Annotated in this window: 14 protein-coding genes, 1 other RNA gene and 1 pseudogene; 2 read left to right on the top strand and 14 right to left on the bottom strand. The window is 64.9% G+C overall.

Features of this window, described 5'->3' with window-relative positions; translation table 11 throughout:
- Window positions 1–73: 73 nt before the first annotated feature.
- From NUV99_03350 to NUV99_03335, 4 genes and pseudogenes are all read right to left on the bottom strand, one after another.
- Complete coding sequence (locus NUV99_03350; GenBank protein MCR4419164.1) at window positions 74–841, bottom strand: thermonuclease family protein; 768 nt, start codon at window positions 839–841, stop codon at window positions 74–76.
- 42 nt (window positions 842–883) lie between these two features.
- Window positions 884–979, bottom strand: a pseudogene (locus NUV99_03345) (glutaconate CoA-transferase).
- Between the two features lie 21 nt (window positions 980–1,000).
- Window positions 1,001–1,897: a magnesium/cobalt transporter CorA gene (gene corA / locus NUV99_03340; protein MCR4419163.1), complete on the bottom strand. Its 897-nt coding sequence runs from the start codon at window positions 1,895–1,897 to the stop codon at window positions 1,001–1,003.
- Between the two features lie 51 nt (window positions 1,898–1,948).
- Complete coding sequence (locus tag NUV99_03335; protein ID MCR4419162.1) at window positions 1,949–2,335, bottom strand: metallopeptidase family protein; 387 nt, start codon at window positions 2,333–2,335, stop codon at window positions 1,949–1,951.
- 520 nt (window positions 2,336–2,855) lie between these two features.
- Here NUV99_03335 and NUV99_03330 point away from each other — a divergent pair.
- Window positions 2,856–3,242: a thioesterase family protein gene (locus tag NUV99_03330; GenBank protein MCR4419161.1), complete on the top strand. Its 387-nt coding sequence runs from the start codon at window positions 2,856–2,858 to the stop codon at window positions 3,240–3,242.
- 208 nt (window positions 3,243–3,450) lie between these two features.
- Here the strand turns inward: NUV99_03330 and NUV99_03325 are convergent, their stop codons facing one another.
- The 3 genes from NUV99_03325 to ssrA form a co-directional block, all read right to left on the bottom strand.
- Window positions 3,451–3,780 (bottom strand): hypothetical protein, encoded by a 330-nt coding sequence (locus NUV99_03325; protein ID MCR4419160.1) that lies wholly within the window; start codon window positions 3,778–3,780, stop codon window positions 3,451–3,453.
- A complete protein-coding gene (locus tag NUV99_03320; GenBank protein MCR4419159.1) occupies window positions 3,743–4,957 on the bottom strand; it encodes an MFS transporter in 1,215 nt (404 codons plus the stop codon). The genes NUV99_03325 and NUV99_03320 overlap by 38 nt, the downstream gene beginning before the upstream one ends.
- Window positions 4,958–5,160: 203 nt before the next feature.
- Window positions 5,161–5,512, bottom strand: a transfer-messenger RNA (tmRNA) gene (gene ssrA, locus NUV99_03315).
- Window positions 5,513–5,829: 317 nt separating this feature from the next.
- On the opposite strand from ssrA, the gene NUV99_03310 reads away from it, so the two are divergent.
- On the top strand, window positions 5,830–7,929 hold the full coding sequence (locus NUV99_03310) for an acetate--CoA ligase family protein (GenBank protein ID MCR4419158.1): 2,100 nt from the start codon (window positions 5,830–5,832) through the stop codon (window positions 7,927–7,929).
- Between the two features lie 15 nt (window positions 7,930–7,944).
- Here the strand turns inward: NUV99_03310 and smpB are convergent, their stop codons facing one another.
- The 7 genes from smpB to gpmI form a co-directional block, all read right to left on the bottom strand.
- Window positions 7,945–8,406, bottom strand: coding sequence for an SsrA-binding protein SmpB (gene smpB / locus NUV99_03305; GenBank protein MCR4419157.1), 462 nt, complete (start codon window positions 8,404–8,406; stop codon window positions 7,945–7,947).
- Window positions 8,407–8,433: 27 nt separating this feature from the next.
- On the bottom strand, window positions 8,434–10,539 hold the full coding sequence (gene rnr, locus NUV99_03300) for a ribonuclease R (GenBank protein MCR4419156.1): 2,106 nt from the start codon (window positions 10,537–10,539) through the stop codon (window positions 8,434–8,436).
- A gap of 7 nt (window positions 10,540–10,546) precedes the next feature.
- Window positions 10,547–10,939, bottom strand: coding sequence for a PaaI family thioesterase (locus NUV99_03295; GenBank protein ID MCR4419155.1), 393 nt, complete (start codon window positions 10,937–10,939; stop codon window positions 10,547–10,549).
- 83 nt (window positions 10,940–11,022) lie between these two features.
- Window positions 11,023–11,232 (bottom strand): preprotein translocase subunit SecG, encoded by a 210-nt coding sequence (secG, locus tag NUV99_03290; protein ID MCR4419154.1) that lies wholly within the window; start codon window positions 11,230–11,232, stop codon window positions 11,023–11,025.
- A gap of 229 nt (window positions 11,233–11,461) precedes the next feature.
- Window positions 11,462–13,663 (bottom strand): sodium-translocating pyrophosphatase, encoded by a 2,202-nt coding sequence (locus tag NUV99_03285; GenBank protein MCR4419153.1) that lies wholly within the window; start codon window positions 13,661–13,663, stop codon window positions 11,462–11,464.
- 81 nt (window positions 13,664–13,744) lie between these two features.
- Window positions 13,745–15,031, bottom strand: a complete 1,287-nt coding sequence (eno, locus tag NUV99_03280) for a phosphopyruvate hydratase (GenBank protein ID MCR4419152.1) — start codon at window positions 15,029–15,031, stop codon at window positions 13,745–13,747.
- A 12-nt stretch (window positions 15,032–15,043) separates the two neighbouring features.
- Window positions 15,044–16,585 (bottom strand): 2,3-bisphosphoglycerate-independent phosphoglycerate mutase, encoded by a 1,542-nt coding sequence (gene gpmI, locus NUV99_03275; protein ID MCR4419151.1) that lies wholly within the window; start codon window positions 16,583–16,585, stop codon window positions 15,044–15,046.
- Between the last annotated feature and the right edge of the window lie 22 nt (window positions 16,586–16,607).

Below are 16,607 nucleotides of genomic sequence, written 5' to 3'. Positions count from 1 at the left end.
ATCGGCATACCCATTCGGCAGTCCTGGCTCCACCAACTCCAAGTCCGCGGGATCCCGGGAACCGGCGATTTACTCATGGTTTGCAGCTTCCGCAGGGCTCATATCCCGCCTGAACGGCCGCTTCCCGGGTGGCGAACTCCACCCGGTTTTGCGGCGCTATTTTGGCCCCCCATTCGCATTCCGGCCGGTGAAACTTTTTAGAGTTCGCGTTACCCACGTACTTGGCCGGGGCCGCCGCCCAGAGTCCTTTCTTTCCCTCCCGCGCTTCGGCCTCCAGCTTAACGAAGAGATTGGCATACCTCACGTTAGGAGGGACGGTCATGACCTGGGCCATGCCGGCCAGGAGCAACTCCGCGTTATACATCTTGGTCCGCACTTCGGCCTCGGCGCCGGACCGGGGCGGCTCTAGCCACACGTAGGCCAAGAAGCGGCCGTACTTGTCCCGCTCGCCCACGTCCGGCTCCAGATATACGGTGCGGCCGGAAAGGCGCTCCTTGGTGTAGGCGGCGGCTTCCCTGCCGTAGGGCTCCACCTCATTGGTGCTCTCCGGGGTATCCACGCCGATGAGCCGCACCTTCTCCTCGCGGCCGTCGGTCAGAACCGCTCGGAAGGTGTCTCCGTCCGTGACCTCGCCGACCACCGCCTTAATCGGCCCCGCCTGCAGAGCCGCGCTTCCCCCAGAAGCTGCGGGCGCCTGACCCTCGCCGGTGCCGGCGCTGCCACCACAAGCACTGAGCACCGCCAGGCACAAGGCCAGCAACAGGAGTAAGGCAGGTAACCTTGCCCGCCGGCAGTTTGCAGTAGGGGCGCTCACGCCCGGGTAGTATTCCGCCAGGTACATCCGCTTGGCGGCCTTGTCAAAGCGCATTACTCCGGGGTCGGAGGGCTTGCGGGTGACGGTGAATCCCCCCACGGCAATAGTGTCGCCGCCGCGCACGTATTTGGCAATTGCCTCCTCGCAGGTGAGGATTTCGCTCACCCGGATCCCCCTTTCGCCTCTCTAGATCCAGCCGCGGCGGTGGAAATAGGCGTAGAGCCCAAGGCCAAGGCCGGCCAAACCTCCCAACACAACGAAATACCCCAAGTGCCATTCCAGCTCGGGCATAAAGCGAAAGTTCATGCCGTAAATGCCGGTGACCAGGGTAAGGGGCAGAAATATCGCCGTAACTACCGCCAGCACCCGCATAATCTCATTGGTGCGGTTGGCGGTATAGGAGAGGTAGGTTTCCACCGCCAGGGCCAACAGCTCCCGCAAGTGTTCTGCCTCCTCGGCCAGCTTGATAGCGTGACTGTACACGTCGGAGAAATAGTGCCTTAACCCGGTTTCACCGGCCAGGGCCTGGCGGGAGATGGTGACTCTCAACATCTGCTCCTGCAGGCGCAGGCTGCGCGAAAGCTCTAGAAGCCGACGGCGCAAGGCGGCAAGGGCACCTAGCAGCGCCCTGCCGGGACGGCTAAGGATCAATTCTTGGAGTTCCTCCAGCTCGGAATTTATTTCGTCCAGCGCCTCGAAGAAACTGTCTACCGCCTGGTCCAGGATCCAATACACCAGGACGGGTAGCCCTCCCGGCAGACCCTGAAGATCGGCGGCCTTCGGTAGCGACAGCTGCACCTCGGGGCGGTGAACCGTAACCAGGAAATCCTTTCCCAGGAAAAGGTCCACCTCCCGTATCTCGCCCGCCGCATACGAGTTGACTACTAGAAAGAGGTACTCGGAGTACTCCTCGATCTTGGGCCGTTGTTCCTGGTTGAGGCAGTCTTCTACCGCCGCCGGGTGAAGTCCGAAACCGGCCTGAGCCGCAGGAAGCTCTTCCGGGAGCAGGTCTATCCAGACCGGCCGGGGAGCCGAGGGAGCAGAAGCGTAATGTTTTCCGTCGGTGAGGGAGAACACACGCATGGTAACACCGATCCTCACGTGCTAAGCCGGTCAGGTGCTGATGCCGGAAGGCTAATCGCCTTTATACTTAGCCAGCCACTCCAGGTCTTCCCGGGCCAAATCGTCCAGTCCGGCAAGCGCCTCCACATGGTGACGCAGCTCGTGCCGGACGGTGGCGCGTAACTCCCGCTCCCAGGCGCCCCGCGGAGCTCTGCCCAAGAGGGCCACAAATGATCCGTAGTACAGCACCACCCGGCGGCCCAACCAATCGTCCCAGATGTACTCCCCCAGAACCACCAGGTCCCCGTCCCGCTTCTCGCCGGGCTCGACCACAAAGCCCCCGTTCAGTTCGCGCACAAGCGCGGCCGGCAACTCGTCCACTACCCTGTCGGCCAGGGAAGTAAACTCCCTTAGCGAAAGTGTACCACTCTGCCGTAGTTTTCTACGGGGGGTATTCACCGCCACCAACCTCCGAGCCCGACCGCTCCGACTTTCCCGCCCCGGAGTCCCGGTTCCCACTCGCACCGATCGCTTACCCCACCGAACCGCTTTGGCTTCGCAGACCGGCGGGCACGCCGCGCAAGAGCCCTTCCGTGGGCCGGTGCGCCTTCGGCCATCCGTGGCCCTTGCACCCGCCCACCCACGCTCTCGACCGGTATGGCCTTGGTAGGCAGCCGCCCCTGCCAAGGCCAAACGGAGGTTGCTCGGCCAATTGCTACCCTGCCCGCCGGGCTACACCCGCAAGATCTGGAAAGGTTTCTTGCTGGAGGAGTTTCGCCGATCGACCCCGGACTCCTGCCGCACGGGAGGGGAGGGGTAAGCTCATAAATAGAGGTATACGAAAATAAGGGCCCGGTTACGGTGTTGGGAGGTCACGGGGACGGGCAGGATTTAGGGCGGGCAGGGCGAAGCATCGACTCAAGCGTTCTTGGAGAAACGCCCGGAAATATGAGATGCTACAAGCGAAGGAGGGTTGCTCATGCCCTTGGCCGCGGGTCTGAGAGGTGAAGCCACCGAAAACGTCACCCCGGAGAACACGGCGGTCGCCTACGGCAGCGGCGGCGTAGAGGTGTATGCCACCCCGGCGGTGGTGGCGCTGGTGGAGAGGGCGGCGGTGACCGCCGTGGAGCCCCACCTCGAAGCCGACAAGACCACCGTGGGTACCAGGATAGACGTGAGGCACCTGGCCGCCACGCCGGTGGGGTTTCAGGTGAGAGCGATGGCCGAGCTGGTCCAGGTAGAAGGACGGCACCTGGTTTTTCACGTGGAAGTATACGACGAGGTAGAAAAGGTGGCGGAAGGGACGCACGAGCGTTTCCTGGTCGACCGGGAGAAGTTCCTCCGTAAGGCCCTGACCAAGGGCTAGGAGCCCTTTCGCCGACTGCGAATTCTCGGGAGTAACGAGTCGGGACCCTGCCCTCACGTGTTTGAACCCGGGCGGGCCGGGCCCCAACAGGCCAAGACGGTTCGACTTCGTACGATGCGGACGGGGTAATGAATTAGCGGTCGTATGGGATATACCGCTCTCCGGTCGGAACGCCGGGAGCCACCCCCTGGTGATTGGCCTGCGCCGCCTAGGCGCGCCGCCGCGCCCGCCTCACCAGAACCGCCAGCAGATAGCCCGCCGCCCCACCCAGAAGCGCTGCCAAAGGGAGTGCCAGGTAGAGGAGGCGATGGTCGTGGGGCAGCGGGGCCGTCAAGGCAAGGGTCCAGACTGCCGGCAGCAGGGCCGCAACCGCGCTCACCAGTACCGGCCCACCGGCGGCCTGAAGACCGGACCACATCCCTTCCCGGATCGGCTCGCAGGTCAGCGGTAGAAAGCCGGCCAGGCCGTAGGCAGCCCCCAGCAGGACCCACCATCTGGCCTCACGAAGCCAAGGGCGGGTTTTCTTCTTGCCATCCACGAGTAAGGTCGCCTCCCTTGGCTCGGCGCGCGAAAAACAGGTACAAGAGCAGGCAGAGGAGAGAGGGGATAATGACCATGAGGTACATCGAATCGTAACCGAACTTCTCGGCCACCAGGCCCCACAGGACGGAGCCCAGGCCCAAGCCCAAATCTACGAACAGGAAATAGGTAGCGGTGGCGCTCCCGCGCCGTTCGGGCGGCACGTAGGAGACGGAAAGGGCCTGCATGGTGGGCTGGACGGCACCGAAGCCCATTCCGTAAACCATGCCGGCCAAGGTGAATACCGGCAGAGTGCGGGCCCAGTAGATGATCAACAGAGTCAGTATACACAGCAGCAGCCCGGGCACCACGACTATGTCGTAGCCTCTACGGTCCGCCAAACGGCCGAATAGGGGGCGGGAGACGGCCACGCTAACGGCGTACGCGGTGAAAAAGGGACCAACGTCCGCCACCTGGCGGTGCTGCCCGAACAGGGCCAGGAAAGAAAAGATGGCCGCATAGGCAATAAACAGGAAAAGCATCACCAGGGAAGGAGCCAGGGCCGCCTTTTCCAGGAAGGCCGCTTTCACTCCCGCCGCAGACTCGGATGTTCGCCCGGGGCGGCAGTAGTTCATGAATACGGCTAACCAGAAGGACAGCAATACCGACCCGGCGCAGACGTAGAACATGAGCTGGAAACTGTAACGCTGGCTCAGAAAGAGGGCCAAGGCAGGACCGATCCCTACGGCCACGCTCAAGGACAGCCCGTAGTAACCCATGCCTTCGGCCAGGCGAGGTTTGGGAATGGTGTCGCTGGCCAGAGTGCCGGCCGCGGTGTTGCAGTAGGCCCAGCCGAGACCTTGCACGAAACGGGCCAGCAGGATGACCGACAGAGCGGGGGCGCAGTTTAGAGCCAGGGCACTGAAGAAACAGACGGCCGAGCCGGCCAGGAAAATACCCTTGCGGTTTCCGGTGTCGATCGAGCGGCCGGCAAAGGGGCGAAACAGCACGGCGGCCAGGAGGAACACCGCGAAAGCCAGGCCGGACAGGGCATCCTTTCCGGTTATCGCCTTGATGTAAACCGGCAGAGAGGGAACGAGCATATAGAAGCTGACGTAGGAAGCAAGGTTGGCGGCCAGAAGCAGAATGAAATTTCTGGTCCACAGGCGTTCTGTTTGCAGGGGCGGTTCGGACAAACCTGCCACCTCTTAAAGGCTTGCCTCAACGGCCACGGTTTGCGGAGGAGCGCCGCCGATCGCCCGAACCCGGATACCTCGGAAACGGGAATTCACCGGGCGGCGTGCCCAAGCGCAGGCCGCGGGCCCAAAAAAAATATACAGATAAACGTGGTCTGCCAAGACACGTCGACCTATTCCCCGAAAGCCGCCGTAGATTTCTCTGGTGGAGGCGGGGGGAATCGAACCCCCGTCCGAAAGAGCACCCCCAGGGGCATCTACCAGGATAGTCCCGGATTTGGATCTCGCTCGTCGGCGCCTCCCCGGGACCGGATGCGCCTTGGCCAGCCCGCCTGATTTCGCCCGGCAGCCTGCGGGCGGCGGCTACCGAGCTAGCCCGCTAGGTTGACGCCCTTCCCCGCCCCGCGGGCCGGGCGAAGAGGACGTTAGCCGCGCTTTAGGCGGCTAGAGCGAGTTCTTCGTTGGCACTTAATGGGGTCCACCGTTTAACGAGCAGGTGGGATCTCGCCTGGCTTCCCCTGATAGCACATCCTCCGTCGAAACCTTTACGCCCCCTCGACTGCCACCTTTATTATACCAGGCCCGGGGCCGGTGTCAACGCGCGCTCCCCCTGAGTTATCCACACTTTGTGCCGGCAGCCCTGATTTCTCCGAGTACCCAAAGCGTGCCGGGCACCGAACTCGGTAAGAGCGAGCGTGGAGGCGGGCGCCAGGCCTCTGGACGGCCGAAGCCGCGCCGGCGCCATGGACGGGTTCTTTGCGGGGGCCGACGAACTACTTTCAATTTAGCGAATTAGAGCCCGGCGGCAGGTAGACAAGGGCACTGGGAGAAATGATTGATTCTCACCACCTCTTCTGGGAGGCGCATGAACTTTGCTTTCTCCCGAGCAACTGGATCAACTCGACCGAGTCTTTAACGCCCAGAGCATTGCCGTGGTGGGCGCCGGCGAGGTGCCGGGTAAGGTAGGGTATAACATCGTGGAGGCTCTCTTGTTTGGCGGTTACCGCGGCCGCGTCTATCCCGTGCATCCCCGGCTGGAGCACGTGCTGGGTCTCAAAACCTATCCCTCGGTCCGGGACCTGCCCGAGCCCATTGACCTGGCCATTATTGCCATCAACCAGTTCGCCACCGTGGAGGTCCTGGCCGACTGCGCGGCTCAGGGGGCAAAGGGGATCGTCTCGATTGCCGGCGGCTTCCGGGAAATGGGGCCGGAGGGGGAGAAGCTGGAAGAGGAACTCATCCGCAAGGCCGAGGATTGCAACCTGATGCTTATCGGCCCGAACACCCTCGGTTTCCTCAATCCCTCCCTGGGTCTCAACACCAGTTTCTACCCCATGCCTCTCAAGGCCGGCTCGGTAGCCATTCTGAGCCAGAGCGGGGGCGTGGGACTGACCCTAATCTACCGGGCCTTTGACGAAGAGCTGGGGCTCAGCAAGTGGATCGGCTGCGGCAACCGCAGCACCCTGGCCTTCAGCGACTATCTCCAGTACCTGGCCTGGGACCCCCAGACGCGGGTGATCGGGGTTTTTATGGAGGGAGCGGAGGATGCCGCCCAGGTAGCCCGCCTGGCCCGGGAAGTGGTGCGGGAGAAGCCAATCGTGCTGTACAAGATCGGACGGACCCAGGCGGTCAACTTCGCCGCCCTGACCCATACCGGGAGCATGGCCGGTTCCTACCGGGTGTACCGGGACGTCATGGAGCAGGCCGGCATAGTTATCGTGGACGGCGTGGACGAGTTGATCTCCGCCTGCAAGGCCCTGGCCCTGTGCCCCCCGCCGCCCGCCGAGGGCGTGGGAATACTCACCCACACCGCCGGTCCCACCATCGTGGCTTTCGACGAGCTGGCCCAACGCGGGTGCAACGTCCCGCCCTGGCAGGAGGGCACGGTAAAGAAAATCAAGGAACTTATTGCCGATCCGCCTACGGTGATCAAGAACCCCCTGGACCTGCCCGGGGCAGGCTTTGACGCCGTCACCTACGGCAAGGTGGCGGAAACCCTGCTGGCCGACGAGGGCGTGGGCAGCCTCCTGGCGGTATTTACCCACAACCGCTGCTGGCGCTACCCGGACACCGAGCTGGCGGCTTTACGCCACCGGCAGGGGAAGCCCGTTGCTGCGGTCTACGTTTCTTCGCAGGCCGGTGTGGCGGAAGCGCGGCGCTGGCTGCAGGAGCGCGGGGTGCCGGTATATACGGACGGAAAGGCCGCCGGCCAGGGCCTGGCGGCGCTGTACCGGTACAAGCGGGCAAAGGAGGCTGCCGGGCAAGCAACCGAGGCCTTCGACCCGGGGCCGTGGCTGAGGCCGGACCTGGCCGAACGTGCTGCCCGCCAGGAATGGCTTACGGAAACCGAGGCCAAGGCCCTGCTGGCGGAGATGGGCGTCCCCGTGCCCGCCTGGCGCGAGGCAAGCGACGAAGAAGAGGCGGTGGCCGCGGCCCGGGAAATCGGCTTCCCGGTAGTACTGAAGGTGCTTTCGCCCGAGATAATCCATAAATCCGACTTGGGCGGGGTACGGCTAAACCTGGCCACGTCGGAAGCAGTACGCGAGGCTTTCCGCCGGGTGATGGAGCGGGCCCGGACGGTGGACCCCGAGGCCAGGGCCACGGTGCAGGAGATGGCGGCGCCGGGCACCGAAGTCATTGTGGGAATCGCCACCGATCCTCACTTCGGGAGGGTGCTGATGTTCGGCCTGGGAGGGGTATTCGCCGAGGTTCTGGAAGACGTGGTCTTTGCCCTGCCGCCTTTGAGCCGCCGGGAAGCGCGGGCCCTGCCGGAAAAGATCCGGGCGCGCAAAGTGCTGGCCGGTTACCGGGGCCGGCCTCCGGCGGATCTCGAGGCCCTGGCCGACCTGGTCTGGCGGGTGGGGCAACTGGCCGCAGCCAATCCCTGCCTGGCGGAAATGGACCTGAACCCGGTGGTGGTTTATCCGCAGGGGCTGAAGGTGCTGGACGCCCGTATACGACTGGCGCAATAGCAGCACCGGGGAGGACTAGCGCCGCCGCCTGAGGCTTTGCTGAATCTGTCGCTCGGCCTCGCGGCGGGCGATGTCCTCCCGCCGGTCGTGCAGCTTCTTGCCCTTGGCCAGGGCCAGCTCTACCTTGGCCAGGCCCCGGGAGTTGAAGTAGAGCCTGAGGGGGATGAGGGTGTAGCCGCGCTGGCGGGTCTTGCCGATCAGACGCCTTATCTCCGCCTTGTGCAGCAGGAGCCGCCGGACCCGCTTGGGGTCGTGGTTGAAGCGGTTGCCCTTTTCGTAAGGGCTGATGTGCAGGTTGTAGAGCAGTACCTCGCCGCTCTCCACCCGGGCGAAGCTGTCCTGGAGGCTGGCCCGGCCCAGGCGCAGGGACTTCACCTCCGTGCCGGTCAGGGCTATGCCGGCCTCCAGGGTTTCCTCTATGAAATACTCGTGGCGGGCGCGGCGGTTCTCCGCCACCACCCGGACGCGTTCCGGCACCGTCCTCCCCCTTCCGGCAGCTCCGGCCTAGACCAGCTCCATGTCCACCTGCCGCGCATACGCGTCTACTCGCACCACCCGCACCCGCACCGGCTGGCCCATCCGGTAGGTGCGGCGGGTGCGGCGGCCTACCAGCCACAGCCGCTCGGGCACGAATTCGTAGTAGTCGTCGTCCAGGGTGGAGATGTGTACCAGGCCCTGGACGGTATTCTCCAGCTCCACAAAAAGACCGAAGGAGCAGACCCCGGCCACCACGCCGGGGAAAACCTCCCCGACGAACTGCTGCATGTACTCTATCTTCTTCATTTCCACCGCGGCGCGCTCCACCTCCTCCGCCACCCGCTCCCGGGCGGAGGCGTGCTCGCCTTCCCGCTCCAGCCGCGCTGCCAAAGCCTCCCTCTCCTGGAGGGAGAGGCCGCCGTCAAGGCAGCGGGCCAGCACCCGGTGCACCGTCAGGTCCGGGTAGCGGCGTATGGGAGAGGTGAAGTGGCAGTAGAGCCCGGTGGCCAGGCCGAAGTGGCCCAAGGGCCGGGGGCAGTAGCGGGCGTGCTGCATGGCCCGCAGCACCAGGCTGTGCACCAGCCGCTCCTCCGGCCGGCCCGCCACCTGCTCCAGCAGCCGCTGCACCTGCCGGGGCTCCATCTCCGGGTGCCACCGCACGCGGTACCCCAGCGGGGCCAGAACCTGGTTGAGTTCGGTTATTGCCTGGGCCGAGGGTTTCTCGTGCACCCGGTAGAGTAAAGGCGCCTCCAGCCAGTGCAGGTGCTCGGCCACCACCCGGTTGGCCCGGATCATGAACTCCTCGATTATCTGGTGGGCCAGGGTGCGCCGCACTCTTACCAGCCTCACCGCCCGGCCCCGGTCGTCCAGTTCCACCTTCACCTCGGGGAGGTCGAAGTCCAGGGCGCCCTGCTTTATTCGCTCCGCCCGCAGGGCCAGGGCCAGCTCGGCCATGAGCTCCAGGTCGCGCAGCAGTGCCCCGTACTCCCGGCGTTCCCGCTCCCCGGCTCCGTCCAGCAGCCCCTGCACCTCTTCGTAGGTGAGGCGCCGGGCCACCCGGATGACGGAGCGGGCCAAATCGTACTTGACCAGCCGGCCCTCCCGGTCGAGCTCCATGAGCACCGAAACCGCCAGCCGGTCCGCCCCGGCGTTGAGGCTGCAGATGCCGTTGGAAAGCTCGCGCGGCAGCATGGGCAGCACCCGGTCGGGCAGGTAGACGCTGGTGCCCCGCTTTCTGGCCTCCCGGTCCAGGGCGCTTCCCGGCGGCACGTAGCGGGCCACGTCGGCGATGTGTACCCCCAGGAGGTAGTTACCATTGGGAGTGAGCGAGAGGGAAACCGCGTCGTCCAGGTCCCTGGCGTCGGCGCCGTCGATGGTCACGGTTCGCCAGGAGCGCAGGTCGAGCCGGCCGGCCAGGTCCTCCGGCAGTACGGCCCGGGGGACCGCCGCGGCCTCCTTTCGGGCGCGGCGCCCGAATTCCTCCGGCAGGTCGTAGGCGCGGATAAGGGCCCGTACGGCGGTCGCCGGATCGGCCGCCGGGCCGATGACCTCCACCACCCGGCCTTCCAGGCCCCGGTGCCCGTCCGGCCACCGGGTCACCTCCACCAGAACCTTGTCCTGCAGCCGAGCCTTTCCCAGGTTTTCCGCCGGAACCAGCACCGGCTCCACCAGGCGCTTTTCGTCCGGCCGCACCCGGGCGTAGCGCCGCTTCTTCTCCACCACCGTGCCCAGAAGCCGTCGGTTAGCCCGCTCCAGGACCCGCACCACCACCCCCTGCGGGTGCGCTCCGGCGGCCCGGCGCTCCACGATGCGCACCATTACCCGGTCGCCGTGCAGCGCGCCCCTGAGGTCTCCGCTCAAGACGAATACTTCCTCGTCCTCGGCCTCCGGAACCACGAAGGCGAACCCCCGGGGATGGGCCTGCACCCGGCCCACAACCAGGCCCACCTTCCGGGGCGCGGCGTAACCGTGCCGACGGGTAACCACCACCCGGCCCTCCTCCTCCAGCTCGCGCAGGAGGTTTAAGAGCGCGGGGAGGTCCTTTACGCACAGACGGGCCGCCAGTTCTTCTACCCCCAGCGGCCCCTCCGCCTTCTCTTCCAGGAAACTCAACAAGTCCTGTCTGTTCAACACCGACGTGTCATTTCACTCCGTTCTGCAGCATCATCTCGGCCGTGGCCTCGGCGGCCACCTCCCCGCCCGGGAGCTCCGCCCAGGCCTCCATCTGAAAAAGGCGCTGCCGGCGCCGGATCAGGCGGCTGGTAAAGCGCACCGCCTGCCCCACGGATATGGGCCGGCGAAAGCGTACCGAGAGCCGGCCGGTAAGGGTGCGAAAGCCCAGGAGCTGCAGGTGCTGCCCCATAACCTCGTCCAATATGGCCGCGATCAGACCCCCGTGGAACACGCCCGAAAAACTCTGGTGCACTTCCTGGGGGACAAAGGTGGTGGTGCACCGATCGCCGTCCATTTCGAAACTCAGCCTGAGGCCCACCGGGTTGTTCGGGCCGCAGGCAAAGCAACCGACGTCGCCCATCCTTCATCCTCCCCCGCAGGTTCGGTGACCCGTCATAACCGCAGGGCAGGAGGCCTAGGAGCCTGCTGCCTTCTCTCCGGAGATCAGAAGAAGATGCTCAACAACAGCGAGGTAGCAAAGAAGCCGACGGCCAGATAGCGGGTCACTCCTGCGAGAAAGTCGTCCAGGCCTTTCTTCTTGCCGAAGAAAGCCTGGGCACCGCCGGCTATGGCCCCGGAGAGGCCGTAGCTGCGCCCCGACTGGAGGATCACCACGGTGATCAGCACCAGGCTTATCACCACATGCAGCACCATCAATAGGGTATACACTTCTCAACCCCCGTTCCCAGGACTGGACCGTTTCCTATTATAGCATACCCGGCCGCCGGAAGGCAGGGCGGCCCGCAGCCAGCTCTACCGCGAGAGGCCGGGGCCGCCCTGACGATCGGTCAGGCCACAGGGCCTAAGGAATCACGAGCCAGGGTATCTCAACTCCAGACAAACGGCCGAGCCGGTACCGGCGCAACTGCGCCGACAGGCTCGACTAAAGAATCCACAGAGGGCAGAGCACAAGTGTTACCGTCGCTATGAGCTTGGCAACGATGTGCAGCGAGGGCCCCACCGTATCTTTTAGCGGATCGCCCACCGTGTCGCCGACGACACCGGCCGCGTGCGCAAATGAGCCCTTGCCCAGGACGTTCCCTGCTTCGTCGCTGAGCTGGCCGTCCTCGATGAATTTCTTGGCGTTGTCCCAGGCGCCGCCCCCGTTGTTCATGAAGGAGGCCAGGAGGATGGAGGAAAACGTCCCTACCATCAGGAACGAGCCGACCGCCGCCGGAGCGTTGAAGCCGCTGATCTTGAGCTGGGCAAAGATGACACCGATGGCCACGGGCAGCAGCACCGGGAGCAAGCCCGGAGCGATCATTCCCCTCAATGCTGCCCGGGTGGTGATGTCGACGGCTCTGGCGTAGTCCGGACGGGAGGTGCCGGCCATGATCCCGGGGTCGGCCTTAATCTGGCGGCGTACCTCCTCGATAATCTTGCCGGCCGCGCCGCTCACCGAGCGCATGGACCAGGCGCTGAACAGGAAGACCATCATTATGGCCACCACGGCACCGATCAGAACCTCGGGGATGACCAGGTTTACGTTGAATAATTCCCCTTCCTTGCCCTGGAAGAGCAGGACCCGGTCGAAGTAGGCCTGGAAGAGCAGGAAACCGGCCAGTCCTGCGGATACCATGGCGTATCCCTTGGTGATAGCCTTGGTGGTGTTGCCTGCGGCATCGAGGTGGTCGGTAACCCTTCTTATGTGCTCGCCGGCCTTGGTGAACTCGTTGATGCCGTTGGCGTTGTCGGTTATGGGGCCGAAGGTGTCCTCGGCGAGAATGTAGGGACAGGTCATGAGCATGCCCATGGTGGCGACCGCGGTGCCGTAGGCGCCGCTTATCCACCAGGGAAGATCCAGTCCGGCAAGGACGCCAAACCAGTAGGTGAGGCCCAGCGCAATGCAGATTATCAGGGTCGTGGGCATGGCGGTTTCGAAGCCGACGGACATGCCCGTGACGATGGTCGTCGCCGGCCCGGTGCGGCAGGCCTCGGCAATGCTCTTCGTCGGCTTATACCGCCCCTCCGTGTAGTACTGCGTAATATAGACCACCAGTATGCTGGCTATAATCCCGATCAAACCGGCCAGCATCAGCCAGGCCCAGCCCGGGCACAGCGGGGCAAAGATTACCTTGGAGACCACGACCGTAGCCAGGGCGCACAGGACCAGCGCCACATAGTAGCCGCGGTTCAGGGCAGCCATGGGGTTTTCTTCTTGCTTGCGGCTCTGCACCGCCAGCACCCCGATCATGCTGGCGATTATACCGCAGGCACGAAGAACGAGCGGGAAGAGCACCCAGCCGATGGCAAGATCGGGCGCCACTCCGGCCTTCAAAGAGCCAAGGTACAGGGCCGTACCGATTATCATGGCACCGACGTTCTCGGCCGCCGTGGATTCGAACAGGTCGGCCCCGCGGCCGGCACAGTCGCCCACATTGTCGCCGACCTGGTCGGCGATAACCGCCGCATTCCGGGGGTCGTCTTCGGGGATCCCGGCCTCAACTTTGCCCGCCAGGTCGGCCCCCATGTCGGCAGCTTTGGTATAGATACCGCCGCCGAGCTGGGCGAAGAGGGCCACCATGCTGGCACCAAAGCCGAAGGCCACGATAAGGTGGGGGGCAATCTCCGGGTGCGCCGCTCCCCCGTAGGCGTAAAACATTACCGTTACCCCTAGCAAGCTCAGAGTAACGATGAAGAATCCGGAAACCGCTCCTCCTCGCAGCGCTACCTTAATAGCCTGGTTCAGGCCGCGATGCGAAGCCGCAGCGCAGCGCACGTTCGATTTCACCGCGGTCCACATGCCCACTATACCGGAGACGCAGGAGCAGAGACCGCCGACCAGGAAGGCCAAGGCCGTTCTCCAGCCCATGCCGAAGGCGGAAACACCCAGCCTTTCCAGCTCTACCGGGCTGCTCAGCTTGCCGAGCAAGAACCCGATTATCACCGCTACGACTACGGCAGTTATGCCGATGGTGGAGTACTGCCGGCGGATGAACGCCCAGGCACCCTCTGCAATCCTGGAATTCACGTCCTGCATTGCCGGTGTTCCGGCGTCGGCCCGCAGGATATAGCTTATCAGGCCCAGCGCGAAGACTATGCCCACAGCGCATCCTACTGCGACCACCCAGACAATCCCAGACATTGGTACTACCGCCACCTCCTGACTCGACTTTTGTGGTTGTGTAGGGTTGCGGCGATGTTGCTCTTAGCAGCGGCCCCGGCCTCACCTCCTTTGCCCGGCAAAGGCCTTGATTCCCAGGAAAACTGCCGCCTCTTCCAGCTCCTCCTCGATCCGGAGCAGCTGGTTGTATTTGGCCACCCGCTCGCTGCGGGAAGGAGCCCCGGTCTTGATCTGGCCGGTGTTGGCCGCCACCGCCAGATCGGCGATGGTGGTGTCTTCGGTTTCACCGGAACGGTGGGAGATCACCCGGGCGTAACCGGAGCGTACGGCCAGATCCATGGTATCCAGGGTCTCGGTCAGGGTGCCTATCTGGTTCACCTTGATCAGGATGGCGTTGGCCACACCCGTTTGGATGCCCCGGCCGAGCTTCTCCGGGTTGGTGACGAAGATGTCGTCTCCTACCAGCTGGATCCGGCCTCCCAGCCGGGCGGTCATCTCCCGCCATCCCTCCCAGTCGTCCTCGGCCAGGCCGTCCTCAATGGAGATGATGGGATACTTCTCGACCAGGGAGGCGTAGTAGTCTATCATTTCTCCGCTGGTGCGCGTTACTCCTTCCCCGGCAAATACGTACTTCCCGTCCCGGTAGATCTCGGAGGCAGCGGGATCCATGGCCAGGTATACCTGCTCTCCGGGCTTGTAGCCGGCCTTCTCGATGGCCTCCACCAACAGGGACAGGGCCTCCTCGGTGGTGGCCAGGTTGGGGGCAAAGCCGCCCTCATCTCCCACCGCGGTGGCCAGCCCCCGCTGCCGCAGTATGGCCTTGAGCTGGTGGAACACCTCGGTGCCCCAGCGCAGGGCCTCGCGGAAGTTGGGGGCACCGGCGGGCACCAGCATGAACTCCTGGAGGTCCAGATTGTTGTCCGCGTGCCGGCCGCCGTTGATGACGTTCATCATGGGCACCGGCAGACAGCGGGCGTTGGTCCCGCCCAGGTAGCGGTAGAGGGGCAGCCCCAGGGCCAGGCTGGCCGCCCTGGCCACGGCCAGAGAAACTCCCAGAACGGCATTGGCCCCCAGCCGGCCCTTGTTGGGCTGGCCGTCCAGGGAGATCAGCAGCCGGTCGATCTGGGCCTGATCCAGGGCGTCCAGGCCCACCACTTCCGGCGCGATTACCTCGTTGACGTTTTCCACCGCCTTCTGTACGCCCTTACCCAGGTAGCGACCCGGGTCGGAATCGCGCAACTCCACCGCCTCGTAGGTGCCGGTGGAGGCTCCGGAGGGCACGGCGGCGCGGCCTACCACGCCGCTTTCCAGCATCACGTCCACTTCCACCGTGGGATTGCCCCGCGAGTCCAGGATTTCCCGGGCCCGCACTTCGTCGATGATGGTCATGGTCTAACCTCCTCAGCCGAGCTTCAGTAAGGATTCGCCGGTCATCTCCGGCGGCTTGGGTAGTCCCAGGATCTCGAGCATGGTGGGGGCGACGTCCGCCAGAATCCCCGTGCGCAGCGCCGCCCGGCACCTCTTCCCCACCAGCACCAGGGGCACCGGGTTGGTGGTGTGGGCGGTGTGGGGGCTGCCGTCTTCCTCCAGCATCATCTCGGCGTTGCCGTGATCGCCGGTGACCAGCGCCACCCCGCCCCGGGCTTCTACCGCCGCCAGCACCCGCCCCAGGCAGGTATCCACCGCCTCCAGGGCGCGAACCGTGGCCTCCATCACTCCCGTGTGCCCCACCATGTCCGGGTTGGCGTAGTTCATAATGATCACATCGTATAAGTCCTGGCGGATCTTTTCCTCTACCGCCGCCGTGACCTCGTAGGCGCTCATCTCCGGCTTCAGGTCGTAGGTGGGCACCTTGGGCGAAGGTATGAGCAGGCGGTCCTCTCCGGGGTTGGGTTCCTCCACCCCGCCGTTAAAAAAGAAGGTAACGTGGGCGTACTTTTCGGTTTCGGCGATGCGCAGCTGCCGCCTGCCGTGGGCGGCCAGCACCTCGCCCAGGGTTTGGCGCGGGGTTTCGGGCGGGAAGGCCACCGGCGCCGGGATGGTGACGTCGTACTGGGTGAGGCACACGAAATGTACCTCAGGACGGTGCGGGCCCCGGTCAAAGCCGGCAAACTCCTCATCGACGAAGGCGCGGGTGAGCTGACGCGCGCGGTCGGCCCGGAAATTGAAGAAGATTATCGCGTCCCCCGAACGGACGCTGCCCACCGGCCGGCCGTCCTCCTCCTCCAGCACTATCGGGGGAACGAACTCGTCGGTGGTGCCCCGGCGGTAGGCCTCTTCCACCGCCGGGCGGAAGCGGCGGGCCCGCTCTCCTTCTCCGCGCACCAGGGCGCGGTAGGCCCGCTCGGTGCGGTCCCAGCGCTTATCCCGGTCCATGGCGTAGTAACGCCCCATCACCGTGGCCAGACGGCCCACGCCCAATTCGCGGCACTTGCCCTCCAGTTGCTCCAGGTAGGTCAGGGCGCTGGCGGGAGGAGTGTCCCGGCCGTCCAGAAAGGCGTGCAGAAAGACCCGGGTCAGTCCGTGCCGGCGGGCCAGCTCCAGCAGGCCGTAGACGTGCTCCAGGTGGCTGTGCACTCCCCCGTCGGAGACCAGACCCATCAGGTGCAGCGCCCCGTTCTTGGCCTTCTCTACCGCCTCCACCAGCACCGGGTTTAAAAACAGGGAGCCGTCGGCAATGGCCCGGCTGATGCGGGTGAGTTCCTGGTAGACGATGCGGCCGGCGCCCAGGTTAAGATGGCCCACCTCGGAGTTGCCCATCTGCCCGGCAGGCAGGCCCACCGCCTCTCCGGCGGCCAGGAGCTTCGTCCAGGGCCGGGTCCGGAGCAGGCTCCGGTAGACGGGCAATCGGGCCTGCGCCACGGCGTTCCCTTCCCTTGCCTCCCGCAAGCCCCAGCCGTCCAGCACCACCAGCACCACCGGTCTTGGTGTCCGGTCGCTCATGCTCTTACCTCTTCTCTTTACT

Source organism: Clostridia bacterium, assembly GCA_024653205.1.
Taxonomy (GTDB): Bacteria; Bacillota; DSM-521; order Neomoorellales; family SLTJ01; genus JANLFO01.
Note: the sequence above shows the minus strand (reverse complement) of the source record. Positions and strands in the feature narration are given on the sequence as shown.